Consider the following 14,899-nt stretch of genomic DNA (forward strand, 5'->3'; position numbering starts at 1 on the left):
TTACAATGCAATATGCAAAATGACGGCCATGCACATCCATGCCGTCACGCCTCGCCACGCCGTCTTCACCCTCAATGGCGTCCGCCATACCTGCCTGGACCTGCCCGGCATGTACGGCGCCCAATATTTCCGCCTGCCCGTGGTCTTGCGGCTGCTACTGGAAAACGCGCTGCGCAATATGCAGGACGCGGAGCGCGACGCGGCCGCCGCGGCCCTGTTCCGCTGGCTGGAGCACGGCACCAGCGAAGCCGAGATCGCCTTCCAGCCCGGGCGCGTGCTGATGCACGACACCACCAGCACCCCGGCCCTGGTCGACATCGCCGCGATGCGCGATGCGCTGGCCGAGGCCGGCGTGGATCCTTCCGCGCTGAATCCCGTATTGCCCGTGGACGTGTCGGTGGACCATTCGCTGGCGGTGCAGTCCTATGCGCGCGCCGATGCCGCGGCCTTGAACCTGGACCTGGAGCTGCGCCGCAACGCCGAGCGCTACCGCTTCCTGCGCTGGGCCTCCAAGGCCCTGTCCAATGTGCGCATCCATCCGCCGGGCACCGGCATCATGCACACCATCAATCTGGAGCAACTCGCGACAGTGGTCTGCGAGCGGGAAAACGCCGACGGCATCGCCCTGCATCCGGACATGATGATAGGCACCGACAGCCACACGCCCATGGTCAACGGCATCGGCGTGCTGGGCTGGGGCGTGGGCGGCCTGGAGGCGCAGACAGTGATGTTCGGCATGCCCACGCTGCTGCGCATTCCCGACGTGATCGGCGTGCGCCTGACCGGCGCGCTGGGCGCGGGAGTCAGCGCGACCGACCTGGCCTTGACCGTGACGCAGCGCCTGCGCGAGATCCGGGTGTCCGGAGAGTTCGTGGAATTCTTCGGACCGGGCGTGGCCACGCTGCCGGCCGGCAGCCGCTGCGTGGTGGCCAACATGGCGCCCGAGTACGGCGCCACCACGGGCTACTTTCCCATCGACGGGCAGACGCTGGCCTATCTGCGCCAGACGGGCCGGCCCGAAACGCTGATCGCGCAGGTACAGGCCTATGCCGAGCGCACCGGCATCGCCTACGACCCCGCTGCCGAGCCGCGTTACACGCGCGTGGTCGATATCGCGCTGGACCGCGTGCAGGTGCATGTGGCCGGTCCGCGGCGGCCGCAGGACCTGCATCCCTACGGACACGCCAAGGCCATCCTGGCCGGGTTGGCGGGTGCCCCTGCGGTCCCTGCGCACGGCCTGCCCCGCTACGCCGTGGCGATCGCCGCCATCACCAGTTGCACCAATACCTCGGATCCACGGCTGCTTACCGCGGCCGGCCTGCTGGCCCGCAAGGCGCGCCAGGCCGGCCTGCGCGTGCCCGCCTGGGTGAAGACCTCGTTGGCTCCCGGCTCGCCCGCGGCGGCGGCGTATCTCGCGCGCGCCGGGCTATTGGAAGATCTGTCCGCCGTGGGCTTCGACATCGTGGGCTACGGCTGCACCACCTGCATCGGCAATTCCGGGCCCCTGCCCGAGTCCGTGCGCGCGGCCATGGCGGCGGGCGCGGTCCATCCCGTGGCGGTGCTGTCCGGCAACCGCAATTTCGCCGGCCGCATCCATCCGGACCTGGATCAGGGCTTTCTCATGTCGCCGGCGCTGGTCATCGCCTACGCGCTGGCGGGCGACGCCGAACGCGATCTGAGCTGCGAACCCGTGCAGGCCGCGCCCGACGGCCGCGCCGTCCATCTGCGCGAGCTCTGGCCTGACGACGCGGAGATAGACGCCGCGCTTGCCGCCGGCCAGCAGCCCGCCGATTACCGCCAGGCCTTCCGGATCGCCAGCGCCAACCCGGCATGGCATGCGCTGCAAGCGCCGGACTCGGCGCGCTTCCCCTGGGACCCCGCCTCCACCGCGCTGCGCCGTCCGCCTTTCGCCAGCACCGAAGCGGCCGGCCAGTTGGGCCGCTACACCGCGCATCCCCTGCTGGTGCTGGGCGACGACGTGACCACCGATCACCTGTCGCCCGCCAGCGCCATTCCGCCGGACAGCCTGATCGCCGACTTCCTGGTCGAACGCGGCGACGACCGCAACGACCTGAACGTCTTCGCATCGCGCCGCGGCAACTGGCAGGTGATGCTGCGCGCCGCCTTCTACAGCAAGAGCCTCGTCAATCTGCTCATACCCGAAGCGCCGGTAGGCCACACGCTGCATGCGCCCAGCGGCCGGGTGGAGCCGATCTGGGAGGCCGCCGGCCGCTACGCCCGGGCCGACCAGCCCGTGGTCCTGGTGGCAGGCGAGCGCTATGGCACCGGCTCCTCGCGCGACTGGGCCGTCAAGGGGCAACGCCTGCTGGGCATCCGCTGCGTGCTGGCGGTCAGCTTCGAACGCATCCATCGCTCCAACCTGATCGGCATGGGCATTCTGCCCTTGCGCCTGCCCGACGGCCTCACGCCGGCAACGCTGCGGATCCGGCCCGGCGACCGGATCGAGATCGATGCCCCGGCCGCGGCGCTGACGCCGCGCATGCCCGTGGCGGTCCGCATCCTGCGCGCCGGCGGCGCCGAAGAGACGCTGCAGGCCACGGCGGCGGTCGAGACCCGGCTGGAAGTCAGGCTGCTGCGCATGGGCGGCGTCATTCCCGCTATTCTCTCGGACACCATCCATTCCGCCGTCCGCAACGCATGAGCGCCCAATCCAATACCGCCGCGAAAATCCTGGCGCTGATCCAGGCAGACCGCCTGCCCGCGGGCGCGCACCTGACGGCGCAGAAGATCGCCGACCGGCTGCGCCTGTCGCGCTCGCCGGTCAACGACGCGCTGGGCATCCTGGAGCAACGCGGCGTCGTCTCGCGCAAGCCCAACCGCGGCTATTTCCTGGAACGGGATCACGCCGCGCTGGCGCACATGCAAGGGGACCTGGCGCCGCCCTCCGTTGACGACATCGTCACGCACAGCTACTTCAAGCTGGCCGACGAACTGCTGCGCGGCGAACTGCCCATGCAATGCAGCGAAGCGCTGCTGCGCGCGCGCTATGGCCTGACGGCGGCGCAGACCCAAGCCCTGTTGGGCCGCATCGCGCAGGAAGGCTGGGCAGAGCGGCGGCCCGGCTATGGCTGGGAATTCTCATCCATGATGACCACGCCCGACAGCCTGCTGCAGTCCTACCGCCTGCGGCTGGCGCTGGAGCCGGCCGCGCTGCTGGAGCCGGGCTTTCACATCGACAAGCAAGTGCTGGCGCGTTGCCGCGCCGCCGAAAAGCACCTGCTGGACGGCGGCATCGCCACCGACACCGCCGACCAGCTGCACGAACGCGGCGTGCGCTTCCATGAATCGCTGGTGGAGGCCTCGGGCAATCCCTTCTTCATCGACGCCATCAAGCGCGTGAACCGCGTGCGCCGGCTGCTCTCGTACCGCTCCATGCAGGACCGCAGCCGCTACCGCCAGCATTGCGACCAGCACCTGGCCATCCTGGAACTGCTGGAACACGAACGCAACGAAGAGGCCGCAGCCGAACTGGCGGAGCACCTGCGCAGCACGCTGGACAACCTGGCCCGCATCAGCGGGCTGCTGGCCTCCTAGCGCCGGTCAGAAGTCCATAGACGCGGACAGCATCAGCGTGCGCGGCACCCCTTGGGAAATCGTGCCATACGAGGCTACGCCCGACCAGTAGGCCCGGTTGAACGCGTTGACCACCAGCGTCGACCCGGCGCTGCGTCGCCAATCAGAACTTGGCGGTCAGGTTGACGAACACGCTTCTGGGCTCGCCGTAGTAGACCTGGTTGCCCACGCCGCCCAGGTAGTACTTCTTGTCGAACAGGTTGTTCAGGTTCATCTGCGCCGACAGGCGCGAATTGAACTCATAACGCGCCATCAGGTTGTAGATCGCGTAGGCCTTCTGCTTGACCGTGACCGTGGCGTCGCCGGCGCTGACTTCGGAGTAGCTCGACAGCTGCCAATTGACGCCGCCGCCCACCGTCAGGCGGTTCCATGAACCCGGCAGCCGATAGGTGGTGAACAGCTTGGCCACCGCGCGCGGACGCTCGGGATTGACCGACACGCCCTGCGCATCGCGGCTGGTGTAGTACGTGCCACCGGCATAGGCGTTCCAGCCCTCCGACAACAGCCCGCTCACTTCCAGCTCGATGCCCTTGGTGGTGACGCCGTCGGCGGTCTTGTAGGCCTGGTCGGGCGTGCCGGGCACCAGTTTGTCTCCGTCCAGCACCGCGACCTTGCTTTGCCTGACCTTGAACAGCGCGACGGAAGTATTCAACCTGCCGTCCAGGTACTCGCCCTTCAGGCCCACTTCATAGTTCTGGCCCTGCACCGGATCCAGATAATTGCCGCTGCTGTCCCGATTGTCCTGGGGCTGGAAGATGTCGGTATAGCTGACGTAGGCGGAGTAGGTGTCGTTCAGGTCGACCACCACGCCGGCGTACGGAATGAACTGGGAATCCTTCTGGTCGCGCGTGGGCGATTTCGATTCCCAGCTCGCGTAACGGCCGCCCGTGATGACGGTCAGATTGTCGGCCAGCGACCACCGCGCCGCGGCATAGACGCCGCGTTGGTGCGTCACCGTGTCCCGCAAGCTGGCCTCGGTCCAGGTCGGCTGCGCGTACGAGCCGTCCCACTGGTAGAAGTTGCCGGTATCCGCCAGCGTGGCGCGGTCGAAGCCGTAGCGGTAGAAGTCCTCGCCGTAGCGGCTGCGCATGGCGCCCACCACCAGCTCGTGCTTGCGGCCGAGCAGGTTGAACGGCCCCGTGGCCTGCAAGTCCAGCGAGGTCTGCTGCGCGTAGGAATTCCAGTATCCCGGCAGCGCCGCCAAGCCGGTTCCGGTTGCACGGTCCAGGTCGCCGTACAGGTACAAAAGCTTGGCGTCGTACTTGCTCTTGCGTTGCGACCAATCGGCCTTGACCGCCCAATCGTTGGCGAAGCGATGTTCCAGCGTGGCGAATACGGTCTGGTTGGTCGTATGCCAGTAGGTCCAGTCCGCCGCGGTGGTCTTGGAACGCCGCCAGTCGGTCGGCGTGCCGTCGCTGAACACCACCGGCAGGCTGCCCCAGGTGGATCCGCGCGGACGCTTGTCCTGGTAGTCCGCGCCCAGGCTCAACCGGGTCGATGGCGTCAGGTCCGCATCGATGACGCCATAGAACACCTGCTTGTTGGCATGGTACAGATCGATGTAGGAATCGCGCCCCTGGTACATCGCCACCATGCGCGCACGCACGGTGCCTTCCTGGTTCAATGGCGTGGACATGTCCACCGCGCCGCGATATTGATTCCACGACCCCGCGCCGGCGCTCACCGTTCCGGTGAATTCGCGGCTATTGGCATGCTTGCGCACCAGGTTGATCGAAGCGCCCGGATTGCCCGCGCCCGTCATCAGGCCGGTCGCGCCACGCACGACTTCGATGCGGTCGTAGATGAATGAATCGTTGTCGGATTCGCCATACATCGACAGGCCGATGGTGGTGGGAACGCCGTCGTACTGCAGGCTGTCGATGTAGAAGCCGCGCGACCAGAAGTCCGTGCGATCGGTGTCCTCGCTGACCACCTGCACGCCCACCACGCTGCCCATGACCTCGTCCAGCGACCGCAGGTTCTGGTCGTCGATGCGCTGGCGTGTCACCACGCTGACGGACTGCGGCGTTTCGCGCAGCGACAAGGTCAGGCCCGTGGCGGCGGCCGATGCCGGAGTCGTGTAGGAGCCGGTGCCTTCGGTCACCGCCGGATTCATACTGCCCAGCACCGTCACTGGCGCAAGGCTGGCCACGCCGCCATCGCGCGACAAGATGATGCTGTCGCCCTGCCAACGGTACGTCACGCCCGTGCCTTGCAAGAGGCTGCGCAAGGCCTCCTCGGGCGATAGCCGGCCGCGCAGGCCGTTGCTGCTTACACCGGCCACCACTTCAGGCGCGTAGAACACGCGCACCTTGACCTGCGCCGCCCATTGCATCACGGCATCGCCCAAGGGCTGTGCCGCGATGTCGATAGGCACGGCGGACGCTTGCGGCTGAGCAATCGCCGGCGTGCCCGCCGTCGCCAAGGCCACTGCCAACAGCAGGGAAGAAAACATGAACCGGGAAGATGCGCACGCAAGGCGCGCAACGGCGGGGAAATGCCGGGCTGCTGGAATAGTCACAAGTACCTGCTGTTCTGTTCGACGATACGGGGAACGTTTCCCGAGATGGAAACGCGGCGGCTGCCGCCTTCCTTCGTAGAACGAATCAGCCCAAGATAAACCTGAATCCCATTCTCATTTATTTTGTAACCGCGCCTCGATGAAACTACTTTGCGCTGATGTCGATGGCGCCGTCCGGGCGCGGCGTCAGGCGCACCGGCGCCACCGCCGGCAAGGCGTCGACCAGGGCTTCGGGCCGATCCAGGCTGAATGACGCCGATACCCGCAAGCGCCCCGCCCTGTCGTCCGCCAGCCGCAACGGCGTGGGCAAATAGCGGTTCATATCCCGCACCACCTCGGCCAGCGGCGCGTTCTTGAACACCACCCGCCCTTCGCGCCACGCGATCGCGCTCTGGACGTCGGCGGGCGCTGGCACGCCGATCGCGCCGCTGGCTGGCACGCGGATGCCGTCCCCCCCGCGCAGCACGGCATGACCCATGTTCCACCAGCGGCCGCCCGACACCTCCACGGTGCCGGACGCCACCAGCACCGCGACCTGATCCTCGTCGCGCCGCACATCGAAGACGGTGCCGGTCACGCGCACCACGCCGCTGCCTGCGCGCACGATGAATGGCCGCGCCGCATCGGCGCTGACGGTGAACAGGATCTCGCCGCCGTCCAGCGCCACTTCCCGGCGTCCGGTGTACAAACGCACGTCGGCGCGCGTCGCGCCATTGAGTGCCAGCACGGAACCATCGGGCAAGGTCACTTGCCGGCGTTCGCCGCGCTCCGCGACCAGCGTCGCGGAGTATCCCGGAATCTCCGCCGGCAGGTTCCACCACGCCACCATGGCGGCCGCAGCCAATGCCGCACAGCCCGCGGCCATGCGCAGCGCAAGGCGGCGCTGCCGTTGCGGCCGGGGCCGGGCCGGAATCTCTCCGCCCAGCAAGGTCCGCACTTGATCGCGGGACATTCCGGCGGCGGCCTTGCCCAGTTGCTGCATGCGGTCGAACTCGCGCGCGGCCTCGGGATGATCGCGCCGCCAGCGGGCAAACTCGCGTCGCTGGCGGCGCGTCAGGTCGCCCGAATGCCAACGCCCGAACCACTGCGCCGCCGTATCGGGCGCGCCCTGCTCATCGCGGTCGTTGGTGGAAGGCATCGTCATGGATTGTGTTCACGCATGCGGTCGCGGACGAATTCGATTGCCCGCATGACGTAGCGTTCGATCATGTTCTTGGACAGGCCCATATGCTGCGCCACCTCGGCCTGCGTCCAGCCTTCGATGCGATTCAGGACAAAGGCCTCGCGGCACTTGGGCGGCAATTCTGCCAGGACTTGCGCAAGATCGTCCGCCAGACGCGACGCGCGCACCGGCGACTCGGGGTCGGTCCAGGCGGGCTGATCAGCCTCGTCCAGCAGGTCCAGCGGCACATGCTCGGTCCGTTCCTGCCGGCGCCAGCGGTCGATCAAGCGATGTCCGGCGGCCTGGAACAGGTAGCTGCGCGCCTTCAACGCGACGCTGGCGTCGGCCTTCAGCAGGCGTTCGATGGCATCGTGCGCCGCGTCCTCAGCATCATGCCGGTTGCCGACTCTACGGCTCCATACCCCTACCAGCTCGTCGTAGTAGGCGAGCCAGCCGGAACGGGGCGGAGGGGAACGGGACATGGACCGATCGGACAACGGAGATGGCGACGCCGCGAATTTTACAAATAATTCTCATTATCGCAACTGCCTGCCACTGTCCTTGCGGCCCCTCCCGCGCGCCGCCTCAGTAATCCATGGGAACGTGGCTTTGCGCTTCTCGCAGTTCCTGGATGTGGCGCTCGGCTTCCTGTCTTTCGACGGCGGGCGGCAACGGGCGCCAGCTCACCATGTTGCCGGGCGTTTTCACCGGCATCCAACCCAGCACGCTGTAAAGCGTGATGGCCGTGCATCCTGTGTCGTACCGCGTTTCGTAGTATCCCTGCCGGTCCGGCTTGGTATCGCCGGACGTCCAATCCAACTGAGACATCCACGTCTCCTCTTTCTGAAGCTTGTAGTCCCGCCACCGGGCGAACGACGCTTGATCGTATAGCGGCCCCGTGCGCCTGTGCTGCCACCTTGCGCCCGCTTTGCAATTCTTGATAGAGGGGAATCCCTGACATTCTGATAGGCGTCGATTGCTTAACCTGGAAAAGCGGGGCTAGGATGTAGCAAAATATTCTTACAAACACGGGAGCGGGGATCTTCGCTTGCACGGACTCTTGAGCGAACCGCCATGTCGAAACTGGCGTTGATGCGTTATCCAAAGGATCGGCTGGCCGCGCTGGCGGGCGCAAGCGCCCTGCGCGCCATACGCGAGGGTCTGCTCTGGACCTTGCCGTGCCTGCTGGTCACGGCGTTGTTCCTGGTGCTGACCGTCATCGCCCGGCAACTGGGCCTGCCAGCCACCGTCGTGGAACTGTTGACCGCCGTCCACGACAAGCTGACGAACCTCATGCCTATCCTGGCCGGCACGTCCATCGGCTACATGCTGTCGTTCCGCCATCGGGTGCCGCATCTGCCCACCGCGTTCCTGTGCCTGTCCTACGTGATGATCGCCGACGGCCTGATGGCGCCCTACCCCCAGGCCGCCGCCACCCTGGTACTGTTCATCGCCATCGTTTCGCCCTTGCTGACCGTGCCGTTGATGGCGTGGCTGCACCGTCGCCGCTGGACCCAGCTGGCGCCCGACGGCGTTATCAGCGATAACGTCCGCGACACGCTGAACATGGTCGTGCCCGGCCTGCTGACGGCCGGCCTGGTCGTGCTGACGCTCTCCGCCGCGCTCCAGATCCCCGCCGTGGCGCAGTTCAACATACCCTTGAGTCTGGCCTCGCTGGACAGCCCCTTCACCTCGGGCGCGTTGATCGCCGGCCTGAATTCGCTGCTGTGGTTCTTCGGCATACACGGCTACCACGCCCTGGCCCCGCTGATGAGCGTCATGGACCAGGCGGCCATGCTGAATTCCGCCACCCAGTCCGCCGGCTACGAAGGCATGTATGCCTTGAACAGCACCCTCCTGGGCGCTTTCGTCTTCATCGGCGGATCGGGCGCGACGCTGTCGTTGGCCGTGGCCATGCTGGTGTTTGCGCGCACCGAATCGCTGCGGCTGCTGGCGCTGGCCAGCCTGCCGGTGGCGCTCCTGAACGTGAATGAAATCCTGCTGTTCGGGCTGCCGCTGATCCTGAATCCGCGCCTGCTGGCGCCGTTCATCCTGGCGCCGGTGACCAACGCCATCCTCGCGCTGGCCGTCGTGCAACTGGGCTGGCTGCCTTCCGCGGCGACGACCTTGCCGCTGACCTCGCCGGTACTGTTCAACGCCTACATTGCCGCCGGCGGCAGCCTGGGCGGCGTGGCGCTGCAGCTCGTGCTGGTGGCGCTGGGCGCGTGTCTGTACGCGCCCTTTGTCGTCGCACTGGAGCGGCAGCGCCAGGAAAGCGCCACCGTCTACTTCAAATCGCTGGACACGACCTTCACGCGACTGCAAGAGGAATCGCTGCTGTACGCGCACGATCCGGTGGTGCAGACCTATGCCGACCGTGCACGCCGCAACGCCGAAAACACGCGCATCCGCGCCATCAGCCAGTACGACTTCCATCTGGAATTCCAGCCGCAGGTGTCATTGCGCAGCGGCCTGTGCACCGGCTGCGAAGCGCTGCTGCGCGCCACCGGACCCGACGGCGCGCGGCAAACGCCGGTGGAATTCCTGCGCTGGCTGGCGCAGGCCGACCTGATGCGGGAGGTGGACCTGTGGGTGGCCAGACAGGCCGTGCAGCAATGTCTGCAATGGCGCAAGCGCGACTTCCGCTTGCCGATGACCATCAACGTCACGGCCGGCACGCTGACGTCCGGCGACTACCTCGAAAAACTGATCAAGGTGCTGGCGCAGGCCGGCGGACAGATCTCGGTCGAGTTGACCGAAGACGCGCTGGTGGAGGACACCCAGGCGCTGCACACCGCCTTCGACCGTCTGCATGCGATAGGCGCCCGCATCTACATCGATGATTTCGGCACCGGCTATTCCGCCCTGAGCTATCTGCACCAGTTCGAAATCGATGCGGTCAAGATCGACCGCAGCTTCGTCGTGGCGCAAGACAGTCCCCGAGGCGCGCTGGTCCTGAACGGCTTGCTGCGCTTTTGCGAAGCGCTGAACCTGCAGATCGTGGTGGAAGGCGTGGAAACGGACCAGCAGCTGATGGCGCTGGAATCCCCCGCCGAGATCATCGTGCAGGGGTGGTACTACAGCAAGGCTTTGTCGGGCGACAGCCTCATGGACTACGCGCGCCGGCGTCAGGCTGCGCCGCCGCTGCGGGCACAGCCTGCGCCCGCGGCGCCTACTTGATGCCGATGAACGGCAGGGCCGCGTTCGGCACCTGCGTGGTCGGCAGCACGCCGTCCCACTTCTCCACCGCGTTCAGGCTCACCAGATTGGTGTTGGCGGCCAAGGCCTCGGCCTTGGCGCGGATCGCGGCCGCCTCGGCGTCGCCGCGCATGCGGATGCCGTCGGCCTCGGCCGTGAACTGCTGGCGGCGCGCGTCGGCTTCCGCCTTGGCCTTGACCACCTGGATCTCGGCGGTGATCATCGCCGTTTCCTTCTGTTGGCGGGTCGTCTCGATCTGCACCTGCGCCAACATGCGCTGTTCGATCGAGTGCTCATAGGCCTGCGAAAAACCGACTTCCTCGATCTGCACGCCCACCACCTGCACCGGTGCGCCTTCCATCGTCTTGAGCACGGCAGCATTCACGTCCTGGCCCAGCTTCTGGCGTTCCTGGATGGCGCGCACCGCCGTGTATTGGCCGAACACGTTCTTCACCGAATCCGGGGTCTTGCGCTCCAGCACGCGCATCTGCAGATTGCTGATGGTGCCGTATTCCGAGTACAGCTCGGCCACGTGCTCGGACGGCACGCGGTAGGTCACCGACACGCGCAGCGTGGCCGGTTGCTGGTCATAGCTGTAGGCTTCCAGCTTTTCAAACACGAACGTGTGGTCGCGCACCGACACCGTCATCACGTTGTCGATGAACGGGGTCTTGAAGTCCAGGCCCGGTTCCGACACGCGCACCAGCTTGCCGTTGCGCAACACCACGCCGCGCTCGCCCTGGTCGACCTGGAACCAGGAATCGAAGGCCAGGAACAGAATCAGCAAAAACAACACCGCCGTGATCACCGCGATCTTGAAACTACGCGGCTTTACGGCACCAATCGTCTTGACCATCTGGATATCTGTCGGCTTCACTTCGAATCCCTTTCTGATTTTGAACGTTTACGGTCCGAGAGCACGGCGGCGATGCCGCGCGCCAGCAAATAGGCGACCACGGCCGCCCCAACCAAGATCAGGAAATACCTCATCGTGCGTTCCCCCCCGGAAAATAAGCAGGGGATTCTATCGCGACTGGAACGCCAGGCGAATTGTGGCGATTGTTGCGACGGCATCGGCGAAGGACAGTGGCACGAACCCAACGACAGCGCTACGCTAGGCAACTCTCTACACTGCAGGAGCCACAACCATGCGCCGCACACCTTCAATGATCATCGCCATCCTTGCCTGTGCCGCCACGCTTGGCGCGCCGGCACAGGCCGCGCCGCCCGAGGGCAAAGGCAAGCCAGACCACGCGGGCCAAGGCAATGGCAATGGCAATGGCGGCGGTAACGGCAATGGCAAGAACAAGGGCCAGCAGAGCCAGGACAGCGGCGTCAGCGTCACGCTCAGCACCGCGGGCATCACCGTGTCCACCGCACGCAGCTATGCCGTGCAGGCCGGGGCGACGGGCTACGGCTCGCTGCCGCCGGGCATACGCAAGAACCTGGCGCGCGGCAAGCCCCTGCCTCCGGGCATCGCCAAGAAGATGGTGCCTGGCCCCATGCTGGCGCGCCTGCCCGTGCATCCGGGCTACGAATGGCGCGTCGCGGGCAGCGACCTGATCCTCGTCGCCATCGCCACCGCCGTCGTCGCGGACGTCCTCACGGGCGTGTTCAACTAGGCGCCGCGCGCCATGGACGCCGCCACGCGGCGTCCATAGTTCCTAGCATCAGGCCGCACACTGTTACGTCCCTGCCGCGGATCTATCTGCTACCGTTGAATCGCCTCGCGCCGCGGCCCTGGCCCGGCGCCCACGACGGAGACCGCGCATGCCACGTCCTTCCGAGTCCGCGCCGCTGATCGGCGTGATCCCCCCCTACATGCTGGATCGGCTGGCGCAGCACGCCGATGCGCGGGTCAGCATGCCCGCGGTCAAGACGCTGATCATCGACCAGCAGCAGCGCAGCCTGCGCGAAATGGCGGCGCAGCCGCCGCGCGCCAAGTCCGCCCGCCCCAAGAAGGCAGCGCCCGCCGGCACGCCGCAGCGCGCCGTGCACGACGCCGCCAACACCACCACCCTGCCCGGCAAGCTGGTGCGCGCCGAAGGCGCCTCCGCCAGCGGCGACGTGGCGGTGGACGAGGCCTATGAGCATCTGGGCTCGACCTACAAGCTGTTCTGGGACGTCTACCAGCGCCACTCCATCGACGGCCAGGGCCTGCCGCTGGTCGGCACCGTGCATTACGGCGAAGACTACGACAACGCCTTCTGGAACGGCGCACAGATGGTGTTCGGCGACGGCGACGGCGAAGTGTTCAACCGTTTCACGGTGGCCGTGGACATCATCGGCCACGAACTCACGCACGGCGTGATCGACGCCGAGGCCGCCTTGCTCTACCAGGGCCAGTCCGGCGCCCTGAACGAATCCCTGTGCGATGTGTTCGGCGCGCTGGTCAAGCAGCACACGCTGGGCCAGGACGCGCGCCAGGCCGATTGGCTGGTGGGCGCCGGGCTGTTCAAGCCCAAGATCCGCGCCCGCGCGCTGCGCTCCATGGCGGAACCCGGCAGCGCTTACGACGACCCTCTGCTGGGCAAGGATCCGCAGCCCGCGCACATGCGCGACTACGTGGACACGCCGAACGACAATGGCGGCGTGCACATCAACTCCGGCATCCCCAACCGAGCCTTTTATCTGGCGGCCACTTCGATGGAAGGCCCCGCATGGGCCAGCGCGGGCCGCGTCTGGTACGACGCGTTGTGCGACAAGCGCCTGCGCCACGATGCCGACTTCGTGCAGTTCGCGAAACTGACGCTGGCCGTCGCGGCGGAACGCCATGACACCGCCGTGCGCGATGCCGTCGCCCGCGCCTGGGCCGGCGTGGGAGTCCAGACATGATCGAGCTGCCATCCCTGGACCTTGCCATGCTGGTGCGCCTGACCCGCGAAGGCGGGCTGGCCTATATGCCGGCATTGGCGCAGCCGCGCAGCATCGACCTCGCCACCTGCCCGCCGGACCTGCGGCAGGAGGTTTGCGACGCCCTGCAACGCGCCGCGCCGGTGGCCGTTCCGCGCTGCGCGCCGGCAGGCGGCGATCAGCGCTATTTCCACGTCGAAGTCGTGTACAAAGGCGACGACGTCGCGGACATCAGCTTCGACGTGCCGGAGACCGACGCGCCCGAGCCACTGGTGCGCTTGTGGAAAAGCCGGGCCGGACAGACTTGAGCGCGGCATCCCGGTATTGCCCGATCTGGATGGCGCGGCCCGCGTAAAGACCGGTGGCCGCCATCGCCAGGCACAAGACCGCGCACAGGGCCAGCGCCAGGGTCCAGTCTCCCTGCGTGTCGTGCAGCGTGCCCGCTAGCGCAGGGCCGCTGGCCGCGAACAGATAGCCCACGCACTGCGCCATGCCCGACAGCGCCGCCGCCTGCTGCGCATGACTGGCGCGCAAGCCCACGAATGCAAGGCCCAGAATGATGCCGCCGCCCGTGCCCAGGCCCATCAGGACGATCCACAGCGTCGCCCAGCCGGGCGCGACGATCAAGCCGGCAAACGCGACGAACGAAGCGGCGGCCGCGCAGAACGCCGCGCCGCGCTGGTCCTTCAGGCGCCGCACCAGGGGAGCCAGGAACAGGGCCGGGACGGCCGACATGAGCTGCAGCAAGCCATGCAACGTGCCGGCGCGTTCGGCCGTATAGCCAGCATCGCGCAGGATGGCCGGCAGCCAGCTCACGCCCACATAGAACACGAAGGAATTGATGCCCAGGAACAGCGTCACCTGCCACGCCAGCGCGGAGCGCCACAGCCTGGGACCGTGCGGCGCATGCGCCGTGGATGCCGCGGGCGCGGTGTGATTGGCCAGCTGCGGCAGCCATAGCAAAGCGCTGAGCACGGGTAGCACCAACAGGCAGCCCGAGGAAAAGCGCCAGGCCGCGTCGGACAGACCCGCCAGCGGGATGGCAATGGCGGACGCCAGCCCCGCGGCCAGGCTCATGGTCAGCACATAGGCCGAAGTCAGGCCCGCGAGCTGCTGCGGAAAATCGCGCTTCAGAAGGCTGGGCAACAACACATTGCCGATGGCGATGCCGGCGCCGATGACAACCGTGCCCAGGAACAGGCTCCAGGCCGGCCCCAGCGTGCGCACGACGATGCCAGCCGCGATCAGCAGCATGGCGGCAAACAAGCTGCGCTCCAGTCCGTGGCGGCGAGCCAGGCCCGCCGCAAACAGCGACACCACGGCAAAGGCCAGCAAGGGCAAGGTGATCAGCATGCCCGCGGCGGTGGCGCTCAGCCCCAACTGCTCGCGGATCATGCCGGTCAGCGGCGGCACGCCGGTAATCGGCGCGCGCAGCGCCATGGACATGCAAAGAATGCCGGCGATCAGCAACACGGGATGGCCGGCGGGACGTTTGGAAGTAGGGATATGCGAATTCATGCCGCCAGCTTAAGCATCGCCGCCTTCGCCGAATTTCGCCATAATGACAAATT

12 protein-coding genes are annotated in these 14,899 nt (G+C 67.0%); 6 read left to right on the forward strand and 6 right to left on the reverse strand.

What is annotated here, in order from left to right:
- Positions 1-19: 19 nt before the first annotated feature.
- Positions 20-2,662 (forward strand): aconitate hydratase AcnA, encoded by a 2,643-nt coding sequence (gene acnA, locus ACM1PE_RS22330; protein WP_419340967.1) that lies wholly within the window; start codon positions 20-22, stop codon positions 2,660-2,662.
- Positions 2,659-3,555, forward strand: a complete 897-nt coding sequence (locus ACM1PE_RS22335) for a GntR family transcriptional regulator (RefSeq protein ID WP_118932963.1) — start codon at positions 2,659-2,661, stop codon at positions 3,553-3,555. The genes acnA and ACM1PE_RS22335 overlap by 4 nt, the downstream gene beginning before the upstream one ends.
- A 142-nt stretch (positions 3,556-3,697) precedes the next feature.
- On the opposite strand, the gene fhuE is transcribed toward ACM1PE_RS22335, so the two are convergent.
- The 4 genes from fhuE to ACM1PE_RS22355 all read right to left on the reverse strand — a co-directional run bounded on the left by fhuE (position 3,698) and on the right by ACM1PE_RS22355 (position 8,105).
- Positions 3,698-6,049: a ferric-rhodotorulic acid/ferric-coprogen receptor FhuE gene (fhuE, locus tag ACM1PE_RS22340; protein WP_419340969.1), complete on the reverse strand. Its 2,352-nt coding sequence runs from the start codon at positions 6,047-6,049 to the stop codon at positions 3,698-3,700.
- A gap of 211 nt (positions 6,050-6,260) precedes the next feature.
- Positions 6,261-7,259 (reverse strand): FecR family protein, encoded by a 999-nt coding sequence (locus tag ACM1PE_RS22345; RefSeq protein WP_419340971.1) that lies wholly within the window; start codon positions 7,257-7,259, stop codon positions 6,261-6,263.
- On the reverse strand, positions 7,256-7,759 hold the full coding sequence (locus ACM1PE_RS22350) for an RNA polymerase sigma factor (protein ID WP_059378861.1): 504 nt from the start codon (positions 7,757-7,759) through the stop codon (positions 7,256-7,258). The genes ACM1PE_RS22345 and ACM1PE_RS22350 overlap by 4 nt, the downstream gene beginning before the upstream one ends.
- A 103-nt stretch (positions 7,760-7,862) precedes the next feature.
- The gene (locus ACM1PE_RS22355) at positions 7,863-8,105 is read right to left on the reverse strand and encodes a hypothetical protein (protein WP_054451693.1); all 243 of its coding nucleotides are present in this window, start codon (positions 8,103-8,105) and stop codon (positions 7,863-7,865) included.
- Between the two features lie 246 nt (positions 8,106-8,351).
- On the opposite strand from ACM1PE_RS22355, the gene ACM1PE_RS22360 reads away from it, so the two are divergent.
- Positions 8,352-10,457, forward strand: a complete 2,106-nt coding sequence (locus ACM1PE_RS22360) for a PTS sugar transporter subunit IIC/EAL domain-containing protein (RefSeq protein WP_059378793.1) — start codon at positions 8,352-8,354, stop codon at positions 10,455-10,457.
- Here the strand turns inward: ACM1PE_RS22360 and ACM1PE_RS22365 are convergent.
- Positions 10,450-11,331, reverse strand: a complete 882-nt coding sequence (locus ACM1PE_RS22365) for a prohibitin family protein (RefSeq protein WP_118932958.1) — start codon at positions 11,329-11,331, stop codon at positions 10,450-10,452. The genes ACM1PE_RS22360 and ACM1PE_RS22365 overlap by 8 nt on opposite strands.
- Positions 11,332-11,623: 292 nt before the next feature.
- Here ACM1PE_RS22365 and ACM1PE_RS22370 point away from each other — a divergent pair, with 292 nt between their 5' ends.
- From ACM1PE_RS22370 to ACM1PE_RS22380, 3 genes are all read left to right on the forward strand, one after another.
- Complete coding sequence (locus tag ACM1PE_RS22370) at positions 11,624-12,097, forward strand: anti-virulence regulator CigR family protein (RefSeq protein ID WP_118932957.1); 474 nt, start codon at positions 11,624-11,626, stop codon at positions 12,095-12,097.
- A 148-nt stretch (positions 12,098-12,245) separates the two neighbouring features.
- On the forward strand, positions 12,246-13,310 hold the full coding sequence (locus ACM1PE_RS22375; RefSeq protein WP_419340973.1) for a M4 family metallopeptidase: 1,065 nt from the start codon (positions 12,246-12,248) through the stop codon (positions 13,308-13,310).
- Positions 13,307-13,636, forward strand: a complete 330-nt coding sequence (locus tag ACM1PE_RS22380; RefSeq protein WP_059378788.1) for a protealysin inhibitor emfourin — start codon at positions 13,307-13,309, stop codon at positions 13,634-13,636. Before ACM1PE_RS22375 ends, ACM1PE_RS22380 begins: the two co-directional genes overlap by 4 nt.
- Here the strand turns inward: ACM1PE_RS22380 and ACM1PE_RS22385 are convergent.
- On the reverse strand, positions 13,560-14,846 hold the full coding sequence (locus ACM1PE_RS22385; protein ID WP_419340974.1) for an MFS transporter: 1,287 nt from the start codon (positions 14,844-14,846) through the stop codon (positions 13,560-13,562). The two genes, ACM1PE_RS22380 and ACM1PE_RS22385, sit on opposite strands and share 77 nt — an antisense overlap.
- Between the last annotated feature and the right edge of the window lie 53 nt (positions 14,847-14,899).

It is taken from the genome of Achromobacter sp. PD1 (assembly GCF_048541815.1).
GTDB classification, from domain to species: domain Bacteria; phylum Pseudomonadota; class Gammaproteobacteria; order Burkholderiales; family Burkholderiaceae_B; genus Achromobacter; species Achromobacter bronchisepticus_A.

Bases quoted from the DNA above. Each gene is read 5' to 3' on its own strand.
- acnA (WP_419340967.1), top strand. From the start codon at position 20: ATGACGGCCATGCACATCCATGCCGTCACGCCTCGCCACGCCGTCTTC.
- ACM1PE_RS22335 (WP_118932963.1), top strand. From the start codon at position 2,659: ATGAGCGCCCAATCCAATACCGCCGCGAAAATCCTGGCGCTGATCCAG.
- fhuE (WP_419340969.1), bottom strand. From the start codon at position 6,049: ATGTTTTCTTCCCTGCTGTTGGCAGTGGCCTTGGCGACGGCGGGCACG.
- ACM1PE_RS22345 (WP_419340971.1), bottom strand. From the start codon at position 7,259: ATGACGATGCCTTCCACCAACGACCGCGATGAGCAGGGCGCGCCCGAT.
- ACM1PE_RS22350 (WP_059378861.1), bottom strand. From the start codon at position 7,759: ATGTCCCGTTCCCCTCCGCCCCGTTCCGGCTGGCTCGCCTACTACGAC.
- ACM1PE_RS22355 (WP_054451693.1), bottom strand. From the start codon at position 8,105: ATGTCTCAGTTGGATTGGACGTCCGGCGATACCAAGCCGGACCGGCAG.
- ACM1PE_RS22360 (WP_059378793.1), top strand. From the start codon at position 8,352: ATGTCGAAACTGGCGTTGATGCGTTATCCAAAGGATCGGCTGGCCGCG.
- ACM1PE_RS22365 (WP_118932958.1), bottom strand. From the start codon at position 11,331: ATGGTCAAGACGATTGGTGCCGTAAAGCCGCGTAGTTTCAAGATCGCG.
- ACM1PE_RS22370 (WP_118932957.1), top strand. From the start codon at position 11,624: ATGCGCCGCACACCTTCAATGATCATCGCCATCCTTGCCTGTGCCGCC.
- ACM1PE_RS22375 (WP_419340973.1), top strand. From the start codon at position 12,246: ATGCCACGTCCTTCCGAGTCCGCGCCGCTGATCGGCGTGATCCCCCCC.
- ACM1PE_RS22380 (WP_059378788.1), top strand. From the start codon at position 13,307: ATGATCGAGCTGCCATCCCTGGACCTTGCCATGCTGGTGCGCCTGACC.
- ACM1PE_RS22385 (WP_419340974.1), bottom strand. From the start codon at position 14,846: ATGAATTCGCATATCCCTACTTCCAAACGTCCCGCCGGCCATCCCGTG.